General features: G+C 68.6%; 21 protein-coding genes. 13 read left to right on the forward strand and 8 right to left on the reverse strand.

The window, feature by feature from the left end; all coding sequences use genetic code 11:
* Positions 1-42 precede the first annotated feature (42 nt).
* From MVA01S_RS00655 to MVA01S_RS00680, 6 genes are all read right to left on the reverse strand, one after another.
* Positions 43-450: a 4Fe-4S dicluster domain-containing protein gene (locus tag MVA01S_RS00655; RefSeq protein WP_003932576.1), complete on the reverse strand. Its 408-nt coding sequence runs from the start codon at positions 448-450 to the stop codon at positions 43-45.
* Positions 447-2,045: an FAD-dependent oxidoreductase gene (locus tag MVA01S_RS00660; protein WP_003932575.1), complete on the reverse strand. Its 1,599-nt coding sequence runs from the start codon at positions 2,043-2,045 to the stop codon at positions 447-449. The genes MVA01S_RS00655 and MVA01S_RS00660 overlap by 4 nt, the downstream gene beginning before the upstream one ends.
* Entirely contained in the window at positions 2,029-2,766 is a 738-nt protein-coding gene (locus MVA01S_RS00665; RefSeq protein WP_003932574.1) for an ABC transporter ATP-binding protein, read from the reverse strand. Before MVA01S_RS00665 ends, MVA01S_RS00660 begins: the two co-directional genes overlap by 17 nt.
* The gene (locus MVA01S_RS00670) at positions 2,763-3,632 is read right to left on the reverse strand and encodes an ABC transporter permease (RefSeq protein ID WP_003932573.1); all 870 of its coding nucleotides are present in this window, start codon (positions 3,630-3,632) and stop codon (positions 2,763-2,765) included. The genes MVA01S_RS00665 and MVA01S_RS00670 overlap by 4 nt, the downstream gene beginning before the upstream one ends.
* Positions 3,629-4,588 carry an ABC transporter substrate-binding protein gene (locus MVA01S_RS00675; RefSeq protein WP_003932572.1) on the reverse strand — a complete coding sequence of 320 codons (960 nt, stop codon included), beginning with the start codon at positions 4,586-4,588 and terminating at the stop codon, positions 3,629-3,631. The genes MVA01S_RS00670 and MVA01S_RS00675 overlap by 4 nt, the downstream gene beginning before the upstream one ends.
* A gap of 89 nt (positions 4,589-4,677) precedes the next feature.
* Positions 4,678-5,064, reverse strand: coding sequence for a winged helix-turn-helix transcriptional regulator (locus MVA01S_RS00680; RefSeq protein ID WP_003932571.1), 387 nt, complete (start codon positions 5,062-5,064; stop codon positions 4,678-4,680).
* A gap of 23 nt (positions 5,065-5,087) precedes the next feature.
* On the opposite strand from MVA01S_RS00680, the gene MVA01S_RS00685 reads away from it, so the two are divergent.
* A complete protein-coding gene (locus tag MVA01S_RS00685) occupies positions 5,088-5,354 on the forward strand; it encodes an LLM class oxidoreductase (RefSeq protein WP_003932570.1) in 267 nt (88 codons plus the stop codon).
* Positions 5,351-5,743, forward strand: coding sequence for an ester cyclase (locus MVA01S_RS00690; protein ID WP_003932569.1), 393 nt, complete (start codon positions 5,351-5,353; stop codon positions 5,741-5,743). The genes MVA01S_RS00685 and MVA01S_RS00690 overlap by 4 nt, the downstream gene beginning before the upstream one ends.
* A 67-nt stretch (positions 5,744-5,810) precedes the next feature.
* Here MVA01S_RS00690 and MVA01S_RS31175 read toward each other — a convergent pair whose 3' ends face one another.
* Both MVA01S_RS31175 and MVA01S_RS00695 read right to left on the reverse strand, forming a co-directional pair.
* A complete protein-coding gene (locus MVA01S_RS31175) occupies positions 5,811-5,981 on the reverse strand; it encodes a hypothetical protein (protein ID WP_157895621.1) in 171 nt (56 codons plus the stop codon).
* A gap of 36 nt (positions 5,982-6,017) precedes the next feature.
* Positions 6,018-6,305 carry a DUF732 domain-containing protein gene (locus MVA01S_RS00695; RefSeq protein WP_081529152.1) on the reverse strand — a complete coding sequence of 96 codons (288 nt, stop codon included), beginning with the start codon at positions 6,303-6,305 and terminating at the stop codon, positions 6,018-6,020.
* Between the two features lie 194 nt (positions 6,306-6,499).
* Between MVA01S_RS00695 and MVA01S_RS00700 the strand changes: the two genes are divergently transcribed.
* The 11 genes from MVA01S_RS00700 to MVA01S_RS00755 all read left to right on the forward strand — a co-directional run bounded on the left by MVA01S_RS00700 (position 6,500) and on the right by MVA01S_RS00755 (position 18,496).
* The gene (locus MVA01S_RS00700; protein WP_144033075.1) at positions 6,500-8,548 is read left to right on the forward strand and encodes a hypothetical protein; all 2,049 of its coding nucleotides are present in this window, start codon (positions 6,500-6,502) and stop codon (positions 8,546-8,548) included.
* A gap of 82 nt (positions 8,549-8,630) precedes the next feature.
* Positions 8,631-9,221, forward strand: coding sequence for a hypothetical protein (locus MVA01S_RS31180; RefSeq protein WP_157895620.1), 591 nt, complete (start codon positions 8,631-8,633; stop codon positions 9,219-9,221).
* A 143-nt stretch (positions 9,222-9,364) separates the two neighbouring features.
* Positions 9,365-10,072, forward strand: coding sequence for a response regulator transcription factor (locus MVA01S_RS00715; RefSeq protein ID WP_003932564.1), 708 nt, complete (start codon positions 9,365-9,367; stop codon positions 10,070-10,072).
* A 195-nt stretch (positions 10,073-10,267) separates the two neighbouring features.
* Positions 10,268-11,860, forward strand: coding sequence for an ABC transporter substrate-binding protein (locus MVA01S_RS00720; protein WP_003932563.1), 1,593 nt, complete (start codon positions 10,268-10,270; stop codon positions 11,858-11,860).
* Positions 11,857-12,816 (forward strand): ABC transporter permease, encoded by a 960-nt coding sequence (locus MVA01S_RS00725; protein WP_003932562.1) that lies wholly within the window; start codon positions 11,857-11,859, stop codon positions 12,814-12,816. Before MVA01S_RS00720 ends, MVA01S_RS00725 begins: the two co-directional genes overlap by 4 nt.
* A gap of 5 nt (positions 12,817-12,821) precedes the next feature.
* A complete protein-coding gene (locus tag MVA01S_RS00730) occupies positions 12,822-13,763 on the forward strand; it encodes an ABC transporter permease (RefSeq protein ID WP_040542604.1) in 942 nt (313 codons plus the stop codon).
* Complete coding sequence (locus MVA01S_RS00735; RefSeq protein ID WP_003932560.1) at positions 13,763-14,644, forward strand: ABC transporter ATP-binding protein; 882 nt, start codon at positions 13,763-13,765, stop codon at positions 14,642-14,644. Before MVA01S_RS00730 ends, MVA01S_RS00735 begins: the two co-directional genes overlap by 1 nt.
* On the forward strand, positions 14,634-15,446 hold the full coding sequence (locus MVA01S_RS00740; RefSeq protein ID WP_003932559.1) for an ATP-binding cassette domain-containing protein: 813 nt from the start codon (positions 14,634-14,636) through the stop codon (positions 15,444-15,446). The genes MVA01S_RS00735 and MVA01S_RS00740 overlap by 11 nt, the downstream gene beginning before the upstream one ends.
* A gap of 9 nt (positions 15,447-15,455) precedes the next feature.
* Positions 15,456-16,811 (forward strand): amidase, encoded by a 1,356-nt coding sequence (locus MVA01S_RS00745; protein WP_003932558.1) that lies wholly within the window; start codon positions 15,456-15,458, stop codon positions 16,809-16,811.
* Between the two features lie 42 nt (positions 16,812-16,853).
* A complete protein-coding gene (locus MVA01S_RS00750; protein WP_003932557.1) occupies positions 16,854-17,051 on the forward strand; it encodes a hypothetical protein in 198 nt (65 codons plus the stop codon).
* Between the two features lie 38 nt (positions 17,052-17,089).
* Entirely contained in the window at positions 17,090-18,496 is a 1,407-nt protein-coding gene (locus MVA01S_RS00755) for an amidase (RefSeq protein WP_003932556.1), read from the forward strand.
* Position 18,497: the final 1 nt, after the last annotated feature.

Genomic DNA, 18,497 nt, shown 5'->3' on the forward strand with positions numbered 1-18,497 from the left:
GGCAAGTAAGGGCTTGCCTGTCAACGGGTCGGGGCGCGGTGGTCAGCCGTCGGTGTGGTTCCACGGGGTGTCGGCGACGGTCGATGGGGCGGGCAGTCGCGACTCCGGCAGCGGCGGAACCGCTTTGAGCAGCGGATTGCGGTCCCGGAGGGCGCCCGAGGTCCGTCCGCGGCCCCAGCCGACCATCTCCCGGTACCCGCCGAACAGGCCGGCGCGGGTGACCGTCGCGGCGTCGGCGTGCGGGCTTTCCGGCCCGACGGGGCCCGAGACGGGGGAGACGTAGAGCGCATCGACGGGGCAGTACGCCTCGCACATGAAGCAGGTCTGGCAGTCCGATTGCCGGGCGATCACCGGGATGCCGTCAACACCGCGGTCGAATACGTCGGTAGGGCAGACCTTGACACACACGTCGCACGCGATGCAGGCGGCGGCGTCGACGATCTCGATCATGCCACCGCCTCCGCCGAGTCGAGTTGCGGCAGAACCGGATCCGGCGCGGTCCAGACGTCGTCGAGCCCGCCGACCAGTATGCGGTGCGCGAATCGATGATCGGTGTCGGGCAGGTCCTCGCGGCGGTGCAGGCCGCGGGTCTCGGTGCGCGCGAGCGACGCCGCGGTGATCCACCGCGCCGTCGCGACCAATGCGACGGCCTGCCTGGTCTTGTACGCCTCGCGGGCCGGCACCGGCGCCAGCCCGCCGGCGATGTCCCGCCACACCTGCGCGAGCGCGTCGGCGGACTCGGTCAACCTGTCCTGCGCTTTGAGGTGACTGCGCATCGGCGGCAGCACGTGGGCCTGTGCGGCGCGCACCACCTCGTCGACGGTGGGCGCGTCGACCGGTCCGGGCCGCAGACCGACCGGTTCGGCCTCGGCGATCTCGGCTCCGGTGCGGCGACGGCTGAACTCCGCGGCGCCGCGCCCGGCGAAGGTTCCCGACGCGATCGCCCACGAACCGTTGTGACTGCCCCCGCCGCTGATCGCCCCGGTGATCAACTCCCGGGTGGCCGTATCGCCCGCGGCGAACAGACCCGGAACGGTGGTGGCACAGTCCGGTCCGGTGAGCCGGAGGCCGCCGGTGCCGCGCACCGAGCCCTCGTAGACCATGCGGAGCGGGTAGGCCGTGACGAACGGATCGATGCCCGCCTTGTCCAACGGCAGGAAGTAGTTGGGCTGCGCGTCGCGCATCGTCTGACGGATGTGCTCGGGCGCCCGGTCCAGCCTGGCGAAGACGCGCTGCCCGCGGGCCAGCGCCCGCTGCGCATCCTTGCGTCCGGCCAGTCCGCGTTCGGTGGGGAAGGGCCGGCCGTGCTCGTCGTAGAAGCTGGCCCACTGCAGCATGCGTCCCTTGGTGTGGGTGCCCCACTCGGGTGCCAGCGCGTAGGCGGTGCAGAACTCCATGCCCGACAGCTGGGCACCGACCTCGGCGGCCATCAGGTATCCGTCGCCGGTGCCGACGTTGGTGCCGAACGACCCGGACAGGAACGCGGTCCCGCCCGTCGCGAGCACCACCGCGCCGGCGGTGACGCGCCACTGCCGTCCGCCGTCCTGGCGGGCAATTCCACGGGCTCCGTTGACGATTCCGTCGGTGTCGGTGGTGAGCGCGGTGGCGGGATGGTGATCGAGGATCTGCACGCCGCTGCGGTGGGCCTTGCGGCGCATCCGGCGCATGTACTCCGGGCCCTGCAGGCTGACCCGGAGTTGCCGGCCGTCGTCACCGACCGGGAACGGGTAGCCCCACTCGGCGAGTTGCTCGATGCGGTCCCATGACGCGGACAGCACCCGCGACATCCAGTCGGCATCGGTCAGACCTCCGGCGGCGGCCTCGCGTTCCCGCATGGACTCGTCGCGGCGCGGACCGGGTGGGATCAGCCACAGGTTGTTGCCGCCGGCGGCGGTCGCTCCGCTGGTTCCGCAGTAGCCCTTGTCCACCAGGGTGACTCGGCTGCCCGCTTCGGCGGCGGTGATCGCGGCCCAGGTGGCCGCCGGGCCGCCGCCGATCACCAGGACGTCGGTGACATGGATGTCGACGTCACCGGCTGCGGTCATGCCCGACCTCCTCCTGCACGCCCAGTTCGGCCAGCAGCGCGCGGCGAAGCTCGTCGAAGCCGTCGTCGCCGCGGCTGCGCGGGAACGGCAGGTCCACCCGGCGGTCCAGCGAAACCTTGCCGTCGGAGAGCACGACCACCCGGTCGGCGAGCAGGATCGCCTCGTCGACGTCGTGGGTGACGTGCAGCACGGCCATGTGCCTGCGGGCCCACAGATCGTGCAGCAGACGGTACATCTTGAGCCGGGTCAGGGCGTCCAGCGCGCCGAAGGGTTCGTCGAGCAGCAGCAGGTCGGGTTCCCGCACCAGCGCGCGAGCAAGCGAAACGCGTTGGGCCTCACCGCCGGACAGCGACAGTGGCCAGGACCGCGCCTTGTCGGACAGCCCCACCTCATCGAGCGCGGCCTGCCCGCGCGCGGTCCTGCCCGGCGCGTCGGGGCCTGCGTCGGGCAGCGCGAAGGTGACGTTGGCCAGCGCGCGTCGCCAGGGCAGCAGACGCGGATTCTGGAAGACCACGGCCCTCGACCGCGGCACGATCACCGACCCGTCGGCCTGGCCGTCGAGCCCGGCGAGGATGCGCAACAGCGTGCTCTTGCCCGAGCCGGAGCGGCCCAGCATCGCGACGAACTCGCCGTCGGCGATGTCCAGATCGAGACCGTCGAGGACCTGCTGGGCGCCGAACGCCCGCCGCAGGTCGCGCACGGTGACCACCGAAGTGCTCATGCCGTGGCCTCGAAACCGGCGAAGCCGTTGCGCCAGGACAGCAGCAACCGCTCCAGCAGTCGCACCAGCGCGTAAGAGGCCAGGCCGAGCACCGCGTAGATGACGATCACCAGCAGGGACACGTCGAACTGCAGATTGGTCTGTGCGCGCGACATCAGGAAGCCGATGCCCTCGGTGGTGTTGATCATCTCGGCGAAGATCAGGCTGAGCCAGGCGCTGGACAGTCCGAGGCGAAGGCCGACAAGGAAATTCGGCATTGCGCCGGGCAGGATGACCTGGGTGATCAGCGTCGTGCGGCGAGCCTCGAGGGTCTGGGCCATCTCCACCAGCTGTTGGTCCACGCCGCGGATCCCGGAATAGGTGTTGATGTAGATCGCGATCGCGACACCGAGGGTGATGAGGACGATCTTCGGTCCCTCACCGATGCCCATCCAGATGATGAGCAGCGGGGTGAGCGCGAAGTTCGGGACCGCTTTGAGGATCTGCATGCTCCAGTCGAGCAGGTCCTCGCCGGTGCGGGTCAGCCCGGCGAACACCGCGAGCAGCACCCCGAGCGTGATTCCCAGCACCGTGCCGATCAGCACCCGGGTGGTCGAGGTGCCGATGTGCAGGGCGAGCTGGCCATCGGTCAGCAGGCGCCACGCGGTGACGGCCACATCCGACGGCGGCGGGAACAGATCTGTATTGAGCAGTCCGGTGCCCGAGCCGACGGTCCACGCGGCCAGGATCAGCACCGGGCTGACCATCCGGCGCACCGGGCGGGGGATTCGTGCCCAGATGCCGCGCCGGCGGCGGTGACCGGCGACGACGTCGATCAGTTGCGGTGCGGGCTTTCCCGGACGAACGGGTGCGGCGACAACGGTCACGACTGCGCTCCGGCCCACTCGCGTACCGAGTACTGGCCTTCCAGGGAGCCGTCGGCCTCGAGGAAGTCGTAGGCGGCCTGAAGCTGGTCCACGCCCTGCGCCGGGAACGGGTCGGTGTTGAACTCGTCGGGCCGGGTCGACTCCTTGACGAACGCGACGTCGGTGCCGTCGGTCTGCGCCACCCACTCGGCGTACTGGTCGAAGTTCTCCCGGATGTCCTTGTTGACCGCGGTGACGGCCTGGCGCCAGGCGTCGGCGAACTCGGGGTGCTCTTCGGTGAAGGTGGACAGCGCGATGTTCGTGCCGGTGCTGCCCAGACCGTGCCGGGACAGGCTGTCGATGATCGGGAAACCCTTGCTCTCCAGCTCGATGGCGCTGGCGCCGGTGACGACGGTGGCGTCGATCTGGCCCGAGCTCAGGCCGGCGATCGATTCGGGCGTCGGTACGTCGCGCACCTGGATCTTGCCGTTCAGGCCCGCCGCGTCGATGAGCTGCTTGGCGGCCCGGTCGCGGATGGTGCCCTGTGGCGCGGTCACCGATTTGCCGACCAGCCCTTCGATGTCGGTCGGACCTCCCTTGGCGCCGACCAGCCACGCATCGCCGTTGATCGAGTCGAGGGTCAACAGAACGACTTTCGGGTCCTTGCCGCGGGCGCGCAGCGCCGGGTTGTCGCCGATGGCGGCGACGTCGACGGCACCGGCGAACAACGCCGAGGCCACATCGCTGCCGGACTGGAAGAAGGCGTACTCGATCTTGTCGACGCCGGCGTCCTTGAGTTGCTCGGCAAGGATGCCCTGCTTGTCGCCCCAACCCAGCGAGCCCGCCGGAGTGCCGGTCGGCGAGGTCGCGCCGATGCGCAGCGTGTAGCCGTCTGCACCGTCATCGCCACTGCCACAGGCCACGGCCGAGCTCAGGACGGCAAGTGTCAGGGCGGTGCGCGCGAGGTGGCGGTACATAAATGGGCCTCCGGGAAGGGGTTATCGCGTCAGGAACGCGGATCGACCCCAGTAGATGTCGAAGGGCCCGGGGGAAGCGACAGTTTGGCTCAGTCTGACCGGAAAGCGCCGGTGTCGTAGGCGGCACGGGCACGTCGGATTTCGGGCAGGTGGGTCTCGGCCCACTCGAGCAGAGTGAGGATCGGCTGGCGAAGCGTCCTGCCCAGCGGCGTGATCCGGTACTCCACGGCCACCGGACGGGTGCTGACCAGTCTGCGTTCGACCACACCGTTGCGCTCCAACTTGCGCAGGGTCGCCGTCAGCGACTTCTGGGTGACCGCGGGGATGGCCCGACGCAGGTCGTTGAACCGGCGTGGCTGCTCGCAGAGCAGATTGAGCACGCTCAGCGACCACTTGTCGAGCACCTGGTCGAGCAGTTCGCGATGTGCGGTGGAGATCAGGAGGCCTCCGTCGAAGGCTTCCGCGGTATCGGTCATGAAACCTCGTCAAAAAGGGAGAGATGGATGCCGCCAGGGCACTCGCGTTCTACGAGACGATCCCGTCCTACGCCAGGGTGATCGAACGCGAAGGCGTCTACTCGGTCGCCGACCTGGCCGCTGTCGGCGACGCCGGAGTCATCCGACGCCATCTGCAGCGCTACTACGACGCGGGGGCCACCGACGTCGTCCTCAACCCCCTCGACCCGGCCACACTGCCCCAGGTGTGGGACATCGCCGGATCATTGACGAACGCCGCTGCACAGACGAATTCGAAGGAGACGCCGTGAACCGACTGCCACTGACCGAGATCTACCGCGGGTACCTGGGGTGCCTCAACGAGAGGCGATGGGACGACCTCGGGGAGTTCGTGTGCGACGACGCGATCCACAACAAGCGGCCACTGGGACTCGACGGGTACCGGGCGATGCTGGAATCGGACACCGCGGCGATACCGGATCTGAGATTCCGCGCCGACATCGTCGTCGAGCACGATGATGTGCTGGCCGCTCTACTGGCCTTCGACTGCACCCCGACGCGGCCGTTTCGCGGCTTCGAACCGACCGGCGCGCAGATCTCTTTCACCGAGCATGTGTTCTACCGGTTCCGCGACTCGAGGATCGCCGAGGTGTGGTCGCTGGTCGACACCGAAGCCATCGGGGCACAGCTCGGCCGCTGAGCACCGGGGGATTCGGGTAGTCGACTACGCGTGTGTGCGGATGCCGACGCGCTTAACGTCACCGAGGTCAGAAGGCGATCGGTGGAGGTACCCGATGAGCTTCACATCCAAGGCCGAGTGTTTCCGCCTTGCTGTGCGTCGGGAACGCGGCCAGCATCCGATGCTCGATCCGGATCACCTCGGGGCTGATGTCACCGGGCCCGTAACCGATCCAATTACCTGCGGCGTCTCTGGCCATCGGTCGTCCTTTCGGTGAATCGTGTTGCGCTGCCGTCTATTGACACAAGAATCTCGCCGCGGAGTCGTACAGGAACGCCGCGTCCCCCTCGGCCAGTGCGGTGGACTGGCTGATCTCGGCGATCGACGCGTCCCTCGGCCGGCCGCACGTGCCGCGCCCGACCTGCAGGAGCTGGTCCGGCGGTCCGCCGATGCCGGCGTTGCTCAGGTCGTACAGGTAGTCGGCGTCGTCGGCCGCTGCCGTGGCAGCGCCACCGAGGCAGACCATCCCGAGAGCCAGGCACACGCCGATGAGTCTGCGTGCAGTCCTCGTCGTTCTGCTCATGTCACACCCTGCTTTCGTGGTCGGGCGGCGGTGTCCGGTGGGGACATCAGTAAGGGTGGTCTCGCGCCGAGTACGCCGCACGCGTAGTCGGCTACCTGTGTCACCCCGAGTGCAGGTAGGCCACTACGGTGTCGCGGTCTCGGGCGGCGGCCGAGGATCGGACCCAGACGAACGACCGACGCGGGGGCTGCACCATGACGACTACGGAAAGCACACAGTCCGTCCAGACGGAGAAGAAGCCGGATCCGACAGTGCTGCGCGCGCTGCCGCCCACGGACTTCGGCACCGCGAACGGCGACGCCACGGGTGGGCCGCGCCGTGCCGGGGGCATCGAGGTGCGGGTGCACGGCATCGGTGACCACTCCACGTTCAGCGCGCTCGGGCGGCCGAAGTACAAAGAGCTGGTGGACAGCCGGGTGTGGATCGGTGAGGTGCCACCGGTACCGGGTCACCCACTGCGCCTGGTGAACTGGAGCCGGGCCAACCGCCAGATCACCCGTCATCTCGGTTGGTACCTGGCGTTTCCGTTCACCCTGTTGAACGTCGCCGGCTATATGGAGCTGCCCGACCGGTCCCGTCACCTGATGCGCGCCGGGATCGCGCTGGCGAGCCTGTGCCTGACGGTGTCGATGGCGGCCTGGATCAGCGTCATCTTCGAGACTGCCTGGAGGTCGTTGGCCCGGGGCGACGACCGACTGACCGGGGTGCTGCTGCAGGGTGTCGGGCCGGGGATCCTGATCGCTTTCGTGGTCTACCGGATGATCGCCGGGCGGGCCCTCGTCGACAGGGCGGGCAGACTGATCTCGCTGACCAGCATCGCGGTGCTGGTGGGCATGATCTTCTATCTGCATTCGAAGCCGGCCTCCCAGCTACACGACTGGGTCCGCCGATTGCTCACCCCCGCAGGTGATCCGGGTGTGGCCGTCGACCCTATGAGCCTGATCGTCGCGGTCACCACGGGAGTGGTGTTGGTGGTGGCGTTGTGTCTGTGTGCACTGGCGCTGTGGAAGAAGACCGACGGTGCCGCACTGGCGGGGGCGGCACTGCTGCTGGTTCTCGCGATCACGCTGCTGCACGCGGCCGGCTCGATGCTGCGCAAGTTCTTCGACAGCGTGTTCATCTTCATACCGCCGAAGACCGGCCCGCCCGTGCACGTTTCGGCCGAGGACGCGATACGGCACGTGCTGCTTCCGCGATACGACGATCTCAGCGCGAAAGTCATCGCGCGCGTGCCCAAAGCGCTGAGCATCGACCTGATCCCGGTGTTCTTCCTGGGCATGCTCGCGGTGTTCGCCATGGTCTTCTGCGCCGAACTGGCCAAGCAACGCAAGGCCATCGCACGGGCGGAGGAAACGCGGCTGACCGGCTGTTACAAACGGCCCAGCGGCACACACGAACTGGTGGGCGCACTGCCGAAGCGTCTGGCGCCGCCGGTGGCGGTGGGCCTCGTCGCCACCGCGGGCCTGTGGGTGTTGATGTACCGGGCACTGGCCAATGCCGATCCATGGCTGGTCGCCGACTTCCTGATCGTGCTCCAGGTCGCCGGCGCCGCGGCGATCGTCATGGTCGTGATCCGCAGGCCGGAGAGATTCGCGGCGAGGCTGCGGAGCGCCTTCGGATCGATCGCCGACATCGCCGGGTTCTGGGCGCCGGATCTGCATCCGCTGGCCGGGGCCTCGTACCGGCGTGCGCTGCTGGCCGGTATCCGGCAGACGATCAACGATCTCGCGCTGGAGTACCCGAACACCCCGCTCGCCCTGGTCGGACACAGTCAGGGGTCGGTGGTGTGTGCCTGGTTCGTGCACGGCGGGCACTGGACCGAGCAACCCACCGAGGGCCAGAGCGACCGGGACGCGCTCAAAGCCCGCATGCATCACACGTCGAACAACAGCCGCTCGGACCGGATCGCGTTGTTCACCTGTGGCTCGCCGCTTTCCACGCTGTACCGGACGTTCTTCCCGCGGTACTTCGACGCCGAGTTCTTCACCAAGACGTGGGGCATGACGTACAAGGGCACGTGGTGGCGCAACTACTGGCGCAAGACCGATCCGATCGGGTCGCCGGTACGCATGCGGCGGGAGACCGACAACGTCGACGTCACCGAACGTCGGGAGGACGAGACGCTCGGGCACGGCGAGTACTGGCGCCACGAGCGTCTGCGCGCCGGCATCGACCGCTTCTTCGAGACCGCGAATGCCACGCCGGCGGTGCGCCGGGTGGGGGTATCCCAGGTCGGGCACTGACGGTTCACGGTTCAACGGCTCACTCACCGCTTCGCCACCGCCCACAGAGGCCCATCTCGCAACTCCCGGTTACGGAAACGGGATGGGCGGGATCGCGCTCGGCAGCTGGACCGGGGGGATGGCGCTCGGCAGCTGGACCGGGGGGATGGCGCTCGGCAGTTGCACGGGCGGGATCGCGCTCGGCAGCTGCACCGGCGGGACCGCATTCGGCAACACCACCGGCGGAACATCGCTGGGTAACGGGAACGGGACCGGGGGCAGGGGTGGAACAGGCAGTGTGGTCTCGGGTTGGTCGGAAACGATGAGCCGGTCGGAAGTCGTACTGCAGCCGAGGGTCATCGCCAACGCGGCCGACATACATACGAGCAACCCTGTCGGTCGCCGCGGCGGTCCGGTGATCGCAGGCACTTTCCCACCTCCTCGACGAGGATGCCTTCGACGCTACACCGGGTCCCGCGGCGCACCGTGCCTGTCGGTGCCGGCTCCCTGGTTCGACTACTACGACGCCGACGCCGACGCCGGCGATCTCGAACCGCCGGAGAACCTGGCGAACGTCACCAGTGTCGGCAATATGCTTGGTGTGGTGGAAGATCCGTTCGTGCCGGTCGACCCTGCGAACGTGGTTGCGCTGGGCGTCGGCGGATCGGACGCGGTCACGGACGGGAAGTGGTAGCGCGGGATCGCGACCTGAACGCCGTCGTGTGGCCGATCTCACGACGGCTGTAACGGCGCGGAAACAGTCAGCGAACATCGACGTCGCCCGCGTGTAGTCCACTGTCTCCCGACATCGCAGATCTCGGGGACGGAGAAGCGCCGGTGACGTGCACGGATATCGACACTCCTGACTTCACCGCGATCGCCACGGCGATGGCCTCCACCGACACCGAGGTGCGTGTCCGCGGCGCCATCGACTTCCTGCGCATCGAGACAGGCTGCGACACCTTCCTCGTCGCCTACAAGCCTCCGCAGAGTGCCGGTTTCGCACTGGTGAAGTCGGTCGGCTATTCGGATTCCGTGGCAACGTATCTGAGCTCGGACATCCAGTCGATGCCCGAGTTCCAGACGCAGTTCTCCGACCACTCGCGGATCACCGACTGGTTCGACGTGCCCGAATTCGCCGACTCCTACAGCGGCGCGGAGATTCTGCGCCCGGAGGGCTTCACCAACGGTTTCCTGATGGTGCTGCACGACGGCGCCGGCGACATCGTCGGCATGTGCCAGGCCAACATGGAGCGGCCGCAGTTCTCGGCACGCAGCCGCTGCATGATCGAGACAGCCCGGCCGCTGTTCACCAAGTACGTGACGCGGATACGCGCCGAGGCCAGGGCGCACCTGACCCCACGCGAGCAGGACATCCTGGCTCTGCTGCGCGGCGGCCTGTCCAACGCTGAGATCAGCGAACGGCTCTACCTCTCGCCGCGCACCGTCAGCACCCACGTCGAGAAGGTGTTACGCAAACTCGGCGTGGCCAATCGCGTCGCCGCCGCCGTGCACGCCACCGAACTCGAGCTCGGCGCTCCGTAACATCCCGGAAACCGTTCGGCTCCAGTGAAATACGTCAGATGACGGATACCGGGCCGCTCGGCTCGCGCCTACTCTGATTTTCGAAGTCGCCGCCAGTCACTGCCCGCCGGGGTGCAGTGTCCACCACAGCGGCGTGCGTCTCTTCCGACACCCGGAGGCCCCACAGATGACCTACCGACCGTCAGGTGGCACGCGGTGAAGCGGCTCGCCTCGGTGTGCGCCATCGCCCTGCTCACGATCGCCGCCGGTGTCGGCTGCGGACGGGAACCCGTACAGACAGGCAACATCTTCGTCATCGCGATCGAGTCCGAGGCCGACGTCCTCGACCCGCAGGTCGCGGGCGGATGGGTGACCTGGCGGATCAACCGGCAGATCTTCGAACCACTGGTCGACCAGGATCTGACCATCCCGTCCGCCGAGGCGACCATTCCGCCGCTGAAACCGGGACTCGCCGAATCGTGGGACGTCTCCGACGACGGGCTGGACTACACGTTCCACATCCGGCAGGGGGTGCGCTTCCACGACGGCACCCCGTTGGACGCGAAGGCCGTGGAGTACAACGTCCGCCGCATGTGGGACAAGGAGTCCCCGATGTACTCGGCACGGGCCGGCGGCCAGACCGGATTCGTCTGGAAGTTCGTCGAATCCGTGGACGTGCTCGACGAGTACACGCTGAGAATCCATCTGAAGCAGCCGTTCTCGGAGTTCCTGCGGATGCTCACCCAGGGCGGCAACGGTTCCGCCGCCATCATCAGCCCGACCGCGCTGCAGACCTACGGCGACGACATCGCCGACCATCCCGTGGGTACCGGACCGTTCAAGTTCAAGGAACGCATCCGCGGAGAACGCATCGACCTCGTCCGCAACGACGACTACTGGGGCAACGTGCCCAAGATCGACGGCGTCGTGTTCCGGCCACTGCCCGATCCGTCGGCACGCACCGCCGCGCTGCGCTCCGGGGACGTCGACATGATCGCGGTGCCCAACCCCGACAGCATCGACAACCTCGTCAGCGAGGGATATCAACTCTCCGAGGGTATTCCGCCGCACACCTGGTACCTGTCGTTCAACATGAAGGACCGCTACACCTCGATCCCCGAGGTGCGTCAGGCGATCAACCTCGCGGTCAACCGCGACGGCATGGCGCGTGACCTGCTGCGCGGATCGGTCACCCCGGCCTATGGCGTCCAGGCCATCTCGGCCGGCGGATATGTCGAGCGCCGAGACGTCTACGAGCGCAACCTCGACAAGGCGCGTGAGCTGCTCGCGTCGGTCGGCCTGGGGAACGGCTTCAAAACCACGCTGATCACCTCCACCGACGGCTCGGGGCAGATCATGCCCGCGCAGATGGCCGAGTACCTGCAGCAGAACCTGGCCGAGATCGGCGTCGACCTCGACATCCAGACCCAGGAATGGATCTCGTATCTGGGTGTGTGGGCACGCGGAGCGCAGGAGGGCGTCGGGATGGCCCAGATGTCCTGGGGGATGACCAGCCCGTACTGGCTCTACATCGTCACGTCCTCGGAGCTGCAGGCGCCCAACGGTCCCAACGTCGGCTACTACTCCAACCCCGAGCTGGATGAGGCGATGAACAACGCGATCACCGCGCTGGATCCGGCGGAGGCCGAGAAGTGGTGGCGGGAGGCCAACAACATCGTCAGTGACGACGCCGCCCTCGTCCCGATCGTGAACGACAAGGCGCCCTATGTGCTCGCCCCGTACGTCTCCGGCTTCGTGTCGGCCAGCGAGGAGTGGTACGACCTGACGGAAGTGAGGCTCGAACAATGACCCGTGTTGTCGGAAGTCGGCTGCTGTCAACGGCTCTGGTGCTGTTCGGGGTCAGCCTGATCGTGTTCCTGCTGCTGCAGATGGTGCCCGGTGACCCCGCGGTGACGATCCTGGGCACCGGGGCGACCGCGGAGACCGTCGCCGCGCTGCGCACCGAGCTGGGCCTGGACCGGGCGCTGCCCGTCCAGTTCTTCGAGTACCTCGGTGGCCTGCTGCAGGGCGACCTGGGCCGGTCGCTGACGGTCAATGCGCCCGTCACCGACATCATGGTGCCGAGATTCGTCAACACCCTCATCCTGACCGGCGCCGCGCTGGTGCTGTGCATCGTGGTGGCCGTGCCGCTCGGCGTCATCGCCGCGCACAAGCAGTACAGCATCTTCGACCGCGCCTCCATGGTCATCTCGCTGGCCGGCGCGAGCGTCCCGGTCTACTGGTTCGGCCTGCTGCTGATCGGCGTCTTTTCGATCACGCTGGGCTGGCTTCCCACCTCCGGGATGTACAACCCGCGTTTTCCCGGCGGGCTGACCGACCTGATGGCCCACCTTGTGCTGCCCGCCATCGCGGCGGCGTTGGTGCCGCTGGCGGTGATCGCGCGGATGACGCGCAGCGTGATGGTCGACATCCTGGCCCAGGACTACATCCGCACCCTGCGCGCCTCCGGGCTGTCGACGACGTCGGTGCTGTGGCGCCACGCGCTGCGCAACGCGCTGCCCCCGGTGGTCAACGTGATCGGCCTGCAGGTCGGCTACCTGCTGGGCGGGGTGGTGTTCGTGGAGGTCGTGTTCGGCTGGCCGGGTCTGGGCCAGCAGCTCTACACCTCGATCACCCAGCGCGACATCCCGGTCGTGCAGGCCGGTGTGCTGTTCATCGCGTTGGCGTTCGTGATCATCAACCTCTTCGCCGACACGGCGGTCGGCCTGCTCGATCCGCGCACCAGAAGGAAGGCCACAGCATGAGTGCGATGACCGATGCGGCGGTCGGGATGGGCCGCTCCCTGGTCGGGGCCCGTCGTGCCCCCGCGGGTGGCGACATGCGCGCCGAATCCGATGCCCCGCAGCCACAGTGGCGCCTCGCGGTACGTGCGTTCGGGCGCGACAAGTGGGCGGTGGTGTCGCTGGGCGTGCTGGTCCTGGTGGCGCTGGCCGCGGTCTTCGCGCCGCTGCTGACGCCCTACAGTCCGGTGGCTGGTGACCCGGTCAACCGGCTGGCCGGCATCGGCACCGACGGCCACCTGCTCGGCCTGGACGGGCAGGGTCGCGACATCTGGACCCGGCTGCTCTACGGCGGCCGCAACTCGTTGACCGTCGCGGTCGTCCCGGTGCTCGTCGTCTTCCCGCTGGCACTGATGATCGGACTGTTCGCCGGCTACCGGCGCAGCCGCGCCGGCGAGACGCTGATGCGGATCCTCGACGTGCTGTTCGCGTTCCCGTTGGTGCTGCTGGCGATCGCGCTGTCGGCGGTGCTGGGCGCGGGGCTGGGCAACGTGATGCTCGCGATCGGCATCACGCTGGTCCCGTACATGGCGCGGGTCGCCTACACCGCCACCGTTCAGGAGTCGTCCAAGGATTACATCGAGGCCGCCCGCGCCTACGGCGCCAACCCGGTGCTGCTGATGTTCCGCGAGCTGATGCCGAACGTGGTCGTCCAACTGCTCGTCTACGCCACCACGCTGTGCGGGCTGATGATCGTCGTGGCGTCGGGCCTGAGCTTCCTCGGCGTCGGCGTCATCCCACCCACGCCGGACTGGGGGATCATGACCGCCGACGGGAAAAACGTGCTGCTGGAGGGCATCTACCACGTCGCCACCATCCCGGGCCTGCTCATCCTTGTCGTCTCACTGGCGTTCAACCTCGTCGGTGACGGCATCCGTGACGCCCTCGACCCGCGAAAGCAGACCAACTGATGCACAACGCACTGGAGATCAGGAACCTGTCGGTCGACTTCCACACCGACGCAGGTGTGGTGCACGCGGTCAAGAACGCGAACATCACCGTCCGCGACGGCGGGATCCTCGGGCTGGTGGGGGAGTCCGGCTCGGGCAAGTCGGTCACCTCCCTGGCGGTGCTGCGTCTACTGGGCACCACCCGGGCCCGCATCACCAGCGGGGAGATCCTGTTCCGCGGCGAGAACCTGCTGGACAAGACCGACAAACAGATGCGCGCCATCCGCGGACCGCACATCGGCCTCGTCTCGCAGAACGCGCTGTCGGCGCTGGACCCGTCATTTACCATCGGCGCACAGCTCATGGAGGTGATCCGGCTGCACCAGCGCGTCGACAGGGCCGCCGCTCGAGCGAAAGCGCTCGAGGTGCTGGACCTGGTCGCCCTGCCGGACCCGAAGCGCCGGATGAAGTCCTACCCGCACGAGCTCTCCGGCGGTCAGCGTCAGCGCGTCGTCATCGCGATCGCACTGTCGTGCCGGCCCGAGCTGCTCCTGGCCGACGAGCCCACCACCGCGCTGGACGCGACCGTGCAGAAGCAGATCCTCGACCTGCTCGTCGAGATCAACCGGGAACTGGGCACGTCGATCCTGTTGGTGACCCACGACTTCGGCGTCGTTGCCCACGTGTGCACCGACGTCACCGTGATGCGCCGTGGGGACGTCCTCGAATCCGGCACCGTGGACCAGGTGCTGAACCGGCCCCAGCACCCGTATACCAAGGGACTGATGCGCGCGGTGCCGCGGCTGCGCCTCGACGACGCCGAACGCGGGGTGCCGCGCGCCGACCGGCGGCTGTTCGAGTTCCACGGCGACACCACGAAGGAGACCGCCGATGTCGCGTAACGAACCATTGATCCGCGTCACCGACCTCACCAAGGTGTTCTCCGTGCGCGGCGAGGACGGCAGACGCGGCGACTTCGTCGCGGTGGACTCGGTCAGCTTCGACATCCACCGGGGCGAAACCTTCGGCCTGATCGGTGAATCGGGGTCCGGCAAGACCACCACCGGCCGCATGGTCATGCGTCTGGAGACACCCACCTCGGGGTCGGTGACCTTCGACGGCAACGAACTGGTCGGCCTGTCGGACCTGGACATGCGCCGCTACCGACGGCACATCCAGATGGTGTTCCAGGACTCGGGTTCGGCGTTCAACCCGCGACGCAGCGTCGGCGCGCAGATCGCCTACCCGCTGACCCTCTTCCGTGCCGTCGACTCACCGGCCGAGGCCCGCAAGAAAACCCTGGAGCTGCTGGACCGGGTCGGCATGCTGCCGTCGCACTACGACCGCTACATCCACGAGTTCTCCGGTGGGCAGCGCCAGCGCCTCGGCATCGCCCGCGCGCTGGTCACCGACCCCGAGTTCGTCGTCCTGGACGAACCCACCGCGGCACTGGACGTGTCCGTACAGGCGCAGATCCTCAACCTGCTCAAAGACCTTCAGCGCGAACGCAAGCTGACGATGTTGTTGATCACCCACAACCTCGCGCTCGTGGAGCACATGTGCGAACACGCCGGCGTCCTCGACCACGGCAGGCTCGTCGAGTCCGGCCCGGTCGACCAGCTGCTCACCGAGCCGGGCACCGAGATCACCCGCAAGCTCGTCGACGCCGTGCTCGAACCGGACCTGACTGCGGCCGCCGGCTGAAAGGACACCATGACCGAAGTACTCGCCGCCGAACCCACCACGGTGCCCGACCCCGTCGACGCGGTACGCGCAGCGCTCGCCCAGATCGCCCGCACCGAGGACGCGGTGCAGGCGTTCGCCGCGGTCTTCGCCGACGAGGCGCTCGCCGTGGCGCAGCACCAGCGCGAGACCGGACCGGCCGGAGCGCTGGCCGGACTCCCGGTCGTCGTCAAGGACATCTACGACGTCGGCGGCTACCGCACCGGCAACGGATCACCGGGCGCCCCCGAGCATCTGGCCGCCGAGGACGCCGAGGCGGTGCGGCGGATACGCGCCGCAGGCGCGATCGTGCTCGGCAAGACCACCACCCACGAGTACGCCTACGGCGTCAGCACCCCGCCGACGCGGAACCCGTGGTCGCCGGACCGCATCCCCGGCGGCTCCAGCGGGGGCACCGGGGCTGCCATCGCCGCCGGGGTGACGACCGCCGGGCTGGGCACCGACACCGGAGGATCGATCCGCATCCCGGCCGCGCTGTGCGGGGTCACCGGCCACAAGCCGACGTTCGGCACGGTGAGCCGGCGCGGGGTCAGCGCACTCAGTTCCACGCTGGACCACACCGGGCCGCTGGGCCGCACCGTCGAGGACACCGTCGCCCTGCTGGAGGTGATCGCCGGCCACGACCCGGCCGATCCGTACAGCAGCACCGGGCCGGTGCCGGACTTCCGCAGCGAATTCGACCGCGGCATGGACGGTTTGACCATCGGGGTCGCCGAGCCGTACTTCTGTGACCGCCTGGCCCCCGACGTGGCCGCGACCTTCGACGACGCGGTGCGCATCCTGGAACGGGCCGGGGCAACGATCCGCCGGGTGACGTTCACCGACGTCGAGCTGTGCCCGCACGTGGTCAACGTCGTCTGCGGCGTCGAGGCCGCCACCTGGCACGCCGCCCAGACCGGCATGAGCCCGGACAAGTTCGGCGACGACGTGCGACAGGCCCTCGCCGTCGGCGCGGCCTACACCGGCGTCGAGTACCTGGAGGCGCTGCGCGCCCGCGCCGCGGTCATCGCGGGTATGGAGGCGATGTTCGCCGAGGTGGACGTGCTCGTGTCGGCCACCATCGCGATGACGGCCCCGCCGTACGGTTCGACCGAGGTCGACCTGGGCGGCACGACCGTACGGATTCTCGACGGCATCAACGCGCTGACTGTCCCCGCCAACGTCACCGGGATGCCGGCGCTGACCGTGCCCGCGGGTTTCGGCGCCGACGGACTGCCGATCGGCCTGCAGCTGATGGCCCGTCCCGGCGCCGACGCGACGGTGCTCGGCGCCGGACGCCGCTTCGAGACACTCGCCGGCGGTGTGCGCGTGCCAGTTCTGACGTGACCCTGCCGATGTGACCTACCACCGCAACCCCGAGGAGATGCCATGTCCCACACCACACCCGAACCATCCGCGGAGGAGATCGCCGCGGTCTTCGAGTACGCCGGCCTGACCGTCCCTGCGGAGCGGCTGGCCGAGCATTACGAGACCTATGCGTCCACCCTCGCGCTGATCCGCCGCGCCTCGGTCGACGAGCTGGGCGAGACCGTCCCCGCGGTCGGGTTCCACGCCGGCTGGCACTGACCGGTCCGCCCTACCAGCACTGAGAAAGGCACACCCTGATGGAACTGTACGAACTCCCGCTCATCGAGGTCGCGGCGAAGATCAAGGCCAAGGAGGTCTCGCCGGTCGAGGTGACCCGCTCGTCGCTGCAGCGGCTCGAGGAGACCGAGCCCGCGCTGACCGCGTTCGTCACCACCACACCCGAGATAGCTCTGGAGCAGGCCAAGATCGCCGAGAAGGAGATCGCCGACGGCAACTACCGTGGGCCGCTGCACGGCATCCCGTTGGGCGTCAAGGACCTCTACGACACCGCCGGGGTGAAGACCACCTCGAGCTCCGCGCAGCGGGACACCTATGTGCCCGAGGTCGACTCGGTGTCCGTCGCGAAACTCTTCGACGCCGGGATGATCCTGATCGGCAAGACTCACACGCACGAATTCGCCTACGGCGCAACGACACCGACTTCGGGGAATCCGTGGGCGCCGGACCGGACACCGGGTGGATCCAGCGGTGGCTCGGGTGCGGCCGTCGGTGCGGGTGTGGTGCACGTCGCGCTGGGCAGCGACACCGGCGGATCGATCCGCATCCCGGCGGCGTTGTGCGGCACCGTCGGGCTGAAACCGACCTACGGGCGCGCCTCCCGCGTCGGGGTGGCCTCGCTGTCCTGGTCGCTGGACCACGTCGGCCCGCTGAGCCGCAACGTGATCGACTCCGCGCTCGTGATGACGGCGATGTCCGGCTACGACCGGCGCGACCCCGCGACCGTGGATCGGCCCGTGCCCGACATGGCCGACGGCATCGACGCCGGGGTCGCCGGTAAGAAGATCGGCATCCCCACCAACTACTACACCGAGCAGATCGACCCCGAGGCCGCCGCCGCGGCCGCGACGGCCGCCGCGATCCTGGAGGGGCTGGGCGCAGAACTGGTCGAGGTGCAGATCCCGCTGGCCGAACACATCATCCCGACTGAGTGGGCGATCATGATGCCCGAGGCCGCCGCCTACCATCACGACCGCCTGCGCCACTCGCCGGAGAAGTTCACCGACGAGGTGCGCACGCTGCTGGAGATCGGAGCCGCGGAACTGGCCACCGACTACGTCAACGCGCTGCGGCTGCGCACCCTGATCCAGGGCGCGTGGCGGGACATGTACGACGGCATCGACGTGCTGCTCGCACCCACCCTGGTGGGCCCGGCGACGCTGCGGTCCGACCCGTTCATCACGTGGCCCGACGGCACGGCCGAGGCCGCGACGGCCGCGTACGTGCGCTACTCGGCGCCGGCCAATGTCACCGGGCTGCCGTCGCTGTCGGTGCCCGCCGCCTTCACCTCCGGCGGTCTCCCGCTCGGCGTGCAGATTCTCGGCAAGCCGTTCGCCGAGCCGGAGATCCTGCAGGTCGGCTATGCGCTGGAACAGAATTCGGACGTCGTCGGCCGGATCGCCCCGGTCACCGCAAAGGCGGCCTAGC

The sequence above is a fragment of the Mycolicibacterium vaccae NBRC 14118 = CIP 105934 genome, from assembly GCF_001552715.1.
Lineage (GTDB): Bacteria > Actinomycetota > Actinomycetes > Mycobacteriales > Mycobacteriaceae > Mycobacterium > Mycobacterium vaccae.